Annotated in this window: 1 pseudogene; it reads left to right on the forward strand. The window is 71.7% G+C overall.

The features are described from left to right. Positions 1–283: 283 nt before the first annotated feature. Positions 284–7,671: pseudogene (locus GV790_RS28490) on the forward strand (hypothetical protein); the annotation flags it as partial.

Below are 7,671 nucleotides of genomic sequence, written 5' to 3' on the forward strand. Positions count from 1 at the left end.
ATCCCCAGGCGGCGCTGAGCCCCCGAAGGAGCCAACCTCCGAGCCGCCGACCCCACCGCTGCCGTCGCATCCGCCGCTGCCGTCGCATCCGCCGCTGCCGTCGCATCCGCCGCTGCCGTCGCATCCGCCGCTGCCGTCGCACCCTCCGATGCCGTCGCACCCTCCGATGCCGTCGGAGCCGCCGCTGCCCTCGCATCCGCCGATGCCGTCGGAGTCTCCGCGTCCGGCTGTGCCGACGACACCTTCGGAGCCGCCGGTCCCGCCGCAGCCTGCGCATCCTCCGATGCCGTCGGAAGCGCCGGCACATCCGCTGGCTCCCGCCGAGGTCCCGCAGCAGGCGGAGCCCACCCCACCGGCGCAGCCGGATCAGCCCGCATTGGGCGATCCGGCGGTCCGGGAGCCGGCCGCGCAATCGCCTGCTCCGGTGCAGCGTGCGGAAACACCGCAACGGCAACCCGTGCCGTCGGCAGGCAATCCGGATTCGGATGCCGGAGCCTCGGGTGCGCCGCCGGCGGGCCCGCCTGCACCTCGGGACGTCGACGGCGATGGCGCCGAGCGGAGCTGGGGTTATCGCCCGTTCGCCGATGTGGTCGATTTCCTGCGGGAGGTTGCGCTGCGGGGGCAGGACGATCCGGTGGCGTTGTCGGATCGGGAGCGCGGGTATGTGGCGCGGCTGGCGGAGTTGCTCGGGTTGGGGGAGCGGCTGACGGGGCATCCGGATCCGTTGGGTGCGTTGGCCGAACTGGCCGAGTTGGCCGATGCGCACGGGTTCTTGGACGCGGTGCTGGACCCGGAGGCCGGCCCGCTGCGGCCGATGCGGTATCCGGAGGACTTCACGCATCCGTCGCCCGACGAGCCGGGGCTCTGGTTCCCGCCCGACGACGCGGGCCAGGCGCCCGATCGTGCGCCGCAGCCCGCGAGCGAGCCTGTCGCGCGCACCGGCAATGTGCTGATGCCGCAGGTCAGCCCGATCGCCGACGTCGCCGCCGAGCTGGCCCGCAGGTACGGTCTCGGCGCCGATGAACTCGACCCCGCGCGGTTGGCCGAAACCATCACCGCCGAGCAGTACCGCAATCTCGTGCGGGCGGCGACAGTCGAGGCGCTGGCCGACGCGGTCGCCCGGCTCGACGCCGTCACCGACCCCGGTGAACGTGCCGCTGCCACCGCCGAACGGGACCGGTGGGCCGGACGCCTGAACGTCGACCCCACCGACCTCGACGACCGCGCCGGCCAGACGATCGATCGGCTGCGCAGCGAGGTGCTGCGCCGCATCACCGACATCGATGAGCTGGCCGACGCCGTCCTCGCGACCAGGCAGGAGCAGTCCGGCGAATCCGGCGGCCGCCGCTATGTGATCACTGTCGACGGTGACCGGGTCCCGGTCCGGCTGGTCGACGACGGCAACGGCGGCTGGCGGGTCGAGGCGCCGGAGCGGCTGCGCCCGACCGTCGAGCGGCCCGAAGCGTCCGAACCCAAGGCGATCGAGAAGAAGAAGTCCTGGCTGCGCAAGGTCTGGGATGCGCTGCGCGGCGGGTACGGCGGCGCGAGCCCGAAGTATCCGTCCGGGTCCGGCGTCGATGGTGCCGGCCAATCGGTGCTCGGCCACGAGTATCTGCCGATCGACCTGACCACCAACAAACCCCCCGCGACACCGGGTGGTTCGCCGATCGAGGAACTCACCACCAAGTTCAATCCGGCCCGCATCCTCAAAGAGGGTGTGACGATGTGGAAGAGCCGGGAACTCATCCCGTTCCTGCGTCACCTCACCGACCGGCTGCCCACTCGGACAGGCGACGTGGCACCGATCCTCACCCCCGAGGGCGAGGAGTACGCGCCGTGGATAGACGAAGCAGATCTGGAACTGCTGCGCGAGATCCGAGCCGATCTGGAACTGGCCGGGCTCGACGGCGGCGAACCGCCGGCGCGCAACCAACTGCCACCCGGAGACCAGGCGCCGCCCGCCACGGGCGAACTCGACAAGGAGCCGTCGCTACCGGATTGGGCCCGCGACCTCGCCGACAACCTGCGCACGCGCGCCGCCGACGCCGCCGAGCTCCGCCGTATCGCGGGCCTACTAGGGATGCGCTTGCCCGACGTCGACCCGGAGACATTGCGCCGCGCCGTCGCGGACGCGCGGTACGCCCACATGCGCCGCGCCGGAGCCATCGAAGGCCTCTATGCCGCGGCCCGCCGCTACAACGCCGAACACGACATCGTCCCCTACGCCGACTCCACCAGCTTCTTCGACGAGGACCCGCTGGGTCGTTCGCTGATCGACCGCGCGAGCGCCCGCGGCGAACGCACCGACATCCTGCGCTGGGACGGTGTGGGCAACGGTGGCGAACCGGGGCCGGAGTGGGGTCCGGAAGTTCCGCAGGAGCGAGACAAGGGCAACAGCCTGCACTTCCAGGACGCGTTGCGGCGCGAACAGCTTCGCGATGAACGCGGCGTGTGGGCGCAGCTGCTCGGGGTGCCGATCGCTGCGCTGTCGCCGTCCGCCCGATTGGACGAGACCATCGCCGCCTTGCGCGAGCAGCTGCCCGCGCGCGCCGATCTGGTCGGTGAATTCGCCGATCGGGTCGACGATTTCCTCGCCGCCGACGCCGCTGATCGGGTCGTCCAGGTTCCGGGTGAACCGCCGCGCGTCATCGTGGTCAATGCCAGGGGCGAGCACGAGGCGGCCATCGCCGCCGCCCTGACCCGCGACCCCGATCTGGCCGGCCGGGTGGACCGCGGTGAGGTGGAGGTCGAGTTCTACAGCGCGTTCCTCGACCGCGACGGCATGGTCCACATCGTCGCGCTCGACACCCCCGAGATCCGGCACTTCCGCGGCGAGATCGACGGCAGGCCGGTCGCGGTGACGATGGTGCGCGAGCCGAGCGGGACCTGGCACGTGGTACCGGATCCGGTGCCCGCGGATGGGCCCGCCGGGACGGTTGACGGTACGGCGGGCGACCGGACCGGTTCGGTTCGTCCCGACCGGGTGGACAGCGACGCCGATCGAACCGCGGGAGCGGCGGACCGGAACCGCTCGGAGGACCCCGCCACGAGCGATCCCCAGGCCGATCCCGACGGCACTCGCAGCGCGGATTCCCTTCGCAGCGAACGCAACACACTGGCTCGCCGGCTGGGTATCGTCGACCCCGACTCGCTCGGCCCGCGCCAGTGGGCCGACGCCATTGCCCAGCTGTGGCAGGACAATGTGCTGCGCGCGACGCAGGTCGAAGGCCTACTCGACGCCACCCGCAGCGCCGACGCGATCGACCACTACAACGCCCTCGACAAGGTGCTCGGCCATCTGACCAACCGGCTCGAGATCGAGCGCACCGCGCTGTCTCCGGAGTTGGTCGCGCGGATCATCGCCGATCCGGCGACACCGGACTCGCGGCGGCTTCAGCAGCTCGAGGATCTCGCCGAATACGCAGAAAACCTGCGCAAGCTGGACAAAGCCGCCGTCAACGCGGCGGTGCTGCGGCTGGCGCGGCGGCTCGGCGTCGCCCCGGAGGTGCTGTACGGGGCGAGCTTCACCGAGGATATGCGGCATCTGCGGCCAGACCGGGACACCCTCGATCCCAAGGGGATGCGCCGCGCGATCAACGCCATGGTGTTCTCGATGGCCGACCATCCCGCGGTGGTCGACGCGCTGACCGATTTCGTGCGCGCGCTCGGCGAGGTCGACCCCTTCACCCAGGGCTTGCAGCGCGATCCGAGCGCCGATCCGCGAGTGGGTGGCGACGAGCTGCCCGTGCACGACCCGTCATCGCTGGCGTTCCTGCTCGACATCCTCGGCGACACCGGTCTTTTCGCCCCGTTCGGCGACGGCCCCGCCCCGGATGTCGCCAATCGCAGGCCGAGCCGCGACTATCTGCGCATCCTCGGCGTCGATATCACCAATGCGAGCGACGACGATTGGAGCGAGGCGTACACCAAGTTCCGCGACGGCCGCATGGATCTGCACGAACGCCTGAGCCCCGCCGAGCTGGCCGAGGTCCAGGCCGCCCTGCGCGAGGAGATCCGGCAGCGCGCCGCCGATGTCCGTCACCTGGCCGGGCTCGTCAACGACGTGCACAACGCCACCCCCGGTCCGCAGCCCGATCTGCACCAGCCCCGCAACCCCGACGGCAGCTGGCGCGCCGATCCCGGCGACGATCCCGACGCCACCCCGACCCCCGCGGGCGACACTCCGCCCTCCCGGCCGCCCGCCGCGCCGGGCGAGGCGCGGGCGCTGCCAACCCCGTCGGAGCGGGAAGCCGATGGGGGAGTGGAGGAGCCGTCGGGCACGCCGCCGGAGCCGGAAGCGGGCGGGGAAGCGCAGGAGCCGTCGGGTACGCGGCCGGAGCCGGAAGCCGGTGGGGAAGCGCAGGAGCCGTCGGGCACGCCGCCGGAGCCGGAAGCGGGCGGGGGAGCCCAGAATCCGCCGGGCACGCCGCCGGCACCCGCCCGGCCCGACGACGGGGACAGCGGCGATGGTGAGCGTGACAGTACGGGTGAGGCCGGCACGTCGTCGCATGGGCAGCCCCCGCACGACGGACGGAACGATCCCGCTCAGCCGAACCCGGCTGCGCCTGCGGACGCGGCTGCACCTGCCGACGCGGCTGCACCTGCCGACGCGGCTGCACCTGCCGACGCGGCTGCACCTGCCGACGCGGCTGCACCTGCCGACGCGGCTGCACCTGCCGACGCGGCTGCACCTGCCGACGCGGCTGCACCTGCCGACGCGGCCGCACCTGCGGACCCGGCTGCACCTGCGGACCCGGCTGCACCTGCCGACGCGGCCGCACCCGCCGACCCGGCCGCACCCGCCGACCCGGCCGCACCCGCCGAAGCGGATACACCTGCCGAAGCGGCCGCACCCGCCGAAGGGGATACACCTGCCGCCAGCGATCCCGGCACCGAACCCGACGCGGATCCGCGCGCCCAGATGTCTCCCGAGGTCAGGGCCGAATACGACCGCCTCGCCGCCGAACGCGCCGAAGCGGTGGCGCGGCGCGAAGAGTGGCGCGAGATCCGCGATATGCGCGCCGAACGCCACCCGATCGACGACGCCGACGCCTACGCGGCACTGAACCGGGACAACCTCGGCGCGACCATGGAGGAGCTGCGCGGCCGCACCATGCGCGTCGACGAGATGCCGCGCAGGCTGGCCGAACTCGACGCGCTCGAACGGGCGGCCGAGCAGTTCAACGACGCCGACGCCGACGTCGCGCGCCTCGATCAGGAATTGGCGCGCCTGGAACGCTCGGTGACCCCGGTCGGCGAATACGACCGGCTGGTACAGCAGCGTCAGGAGCTGGCCCGCGAACGTGAATTCTGGCGCGCCAAACGTGATGATCGCGCCGTGCGGCACGGTCTGGTCGACGATGACGGCCGCGTCGACGAGGCGGCGCTACGCGGCGACCGGCTCGAACCGACCATCCTGCGCCTCTATGACGAGGCGGGCGCGGACACCGTCGACCATCCCGGTGGCATGGATGAGGGTCCCAGCCAGTCCCGTTCCCCGCGTAGCAGCGCCGACGCAGCCGAACGGCGCGCCGCGATCGCCAAACTCGCCGACGCGGCGAGCACCTGCAACCGGCTCGACGCCGAAGTCGACCAGGTCGACAGGCAGCTCGCCGAACTCGAGCGTGCAGGCGTCGGTGAGGGCAGGCCGCGTGCCGATGAGGTCGCGGCCGAACTGGACCGGCTCGCCAGGCAGCGGGCCGAGCAGCTGCGGCAGATCAAACCGCGCCGCGTCATGCGCGACGATCTCGCGACCCGGCTCGGCGTCGTCGACGCACAGGGCCGTCCCGACGAGGCCGCTCTCGCTCCCGACCGGCTCGGGGAAACGCTCCGATTCCTGCGCGGCCGAGCCCAATTCGACATGCTCACCGGAGCGGCGGGCGACGGCCAACGCCTGCTGCTGCGCGATATCGACGCCCTCGCCGATGCCGCCCGCGACGTGAACCGGGTGCACAATCTCGTCGGCCGCATCCAGGACGAGATGGCGGGTCTCGCCGGCGCCTGGCGGACGATGATCGAGGGCGAAGGCGGCCGGATGGTGACGCCGCGCGTGGGCATCATCGTCGACGGTGACGCCACCCGGATCGTGGTGTTCGGTATCCGCGACCAGCTCGGCCGCCCGCCGCGCAGCGATATCGACGATGCCTTCGCCACCGCCTTGCGCACGAATTCGCTGGTGGCGCAGTCGATGATGGACGCCGACACCACCGTCGAACTGCGCCGCGTGCGCGCCGACCGCGACGGTGTGTGCACGGTCGAGGAACTCGGGTTGCTCGAGGTGGAGCGGCTGAGCACCGGCTGGGTCGGCGGCGACCGGCTCGACATCACCTCCTGGCGCGACGGCGAAGGGAACTGGCACCGGGTCGACCCCACCCGCCCGGACTGGCGGACCGGCCGCGATACCAGCGAATCGAGCAAACCGAAGGCCGAGCGGTACGGCAAGTACTCGCGCAAAGACCCGCCGGACGGTGTGAGCGGCTGGGCCATGGAGGACGTCGTCAACGACATCACCCTGCCCACCGACGACGTCCCGGCCGGCAAAATTCCGGAGAGCACGCTGCCGGTGAACGCACCGCAGGCGCCGACGCAGTACAACACCTCCGGTCTCGACCCGAATCAGATCTTCGGCCAGCACTGGGGCGCCGACTCCTACAACGTGGTGCGGTTGCTGCTGATGGCGGCGCAAGTGCCCAAGCATCCGGCCGTCAAGGCGTGGATTCAGCGGCATCCGTGGATCGGCCGGTGGGTGCTGGCGCGGCCGTGGTTGCAGCGGATCCCACCGTTCGGGACGGTGTTCCGCGGGTACGAGTGGTTCGCGCCACCGGAACGCAATGTGCAGCCGATGGTTCGGCCCTGGGTCGCTTCCGATCACCGTCAGGGCGTCGACGACGTGCCGGAATCGTTGCGTCGGCAATGGGAGCACGAAGCCGAGCAGTGGCAGCGGGTGCAGGACTGGGCCGATGCCGAATACCGCCGATTCCTGACCGACCCCGACGACTTGGACCGGATCGCCGAGGGGATCGAGGAACACCGGCACGAGCAGCAGGTGGATCGGGCGCGCCAGGTCGTCGACCGGGTGCGGCGGGACCTGGTCGACGGCCACGCCGGGATCGACCCGCGGGGCGATGTGAACGCCCAGCTCGACGCCGTCCACGCCGACATCGACCGCATCGCCGAAGCCCTGGCCGATCAGTTCGCCGCCGATGATCCCGCCGCCATCCGCGACACCATCGAAGACGTACGCGAACTGCTCATGGCCGGCGTCGAGCCGGACATGATCGCGGGCGCGCTGGCCGAGCACATGCGCGACGACGTCCCGGTGTTCACCCCCGAACAGCTCGCACAGATCCGCCACCACCTCATGGAGGCCGAGCTGCTGGTCCGTGACTACGCCGACCCCAACGGCCGTTTCGTGCGCAAACCGATGGACCGCCTCGCCGATATCGCCGAAGCCTGGAACCGCCTGCGCAACGGCACCCCGCTGCCGCAGGACTTCATCCTGCTGCACGACGCCCTGGCCGAATCCGACTACCTGCGCGCCAACCTCCTCGCCACCTGGCAGGACGCCAACGCCTACGCCATCGGCCTCGGCTACCACTGGGACGCCGACCGCCCAGAACTCGCAGCACGATCAACATCCACAGCGGGATCCGCGCCCGCAACAGGATCGAC

Source organism: Nocardia cyriacigeorgica (assembly GCF_010858045.1).
Classification (GTDB): domain Bacteria; phylum Actinomycetota; class Actinomycetes; order Mycobacteriales; family Mycobacteriaceae; genus Nocardia; species Nocardia cyriacigeorgica_E.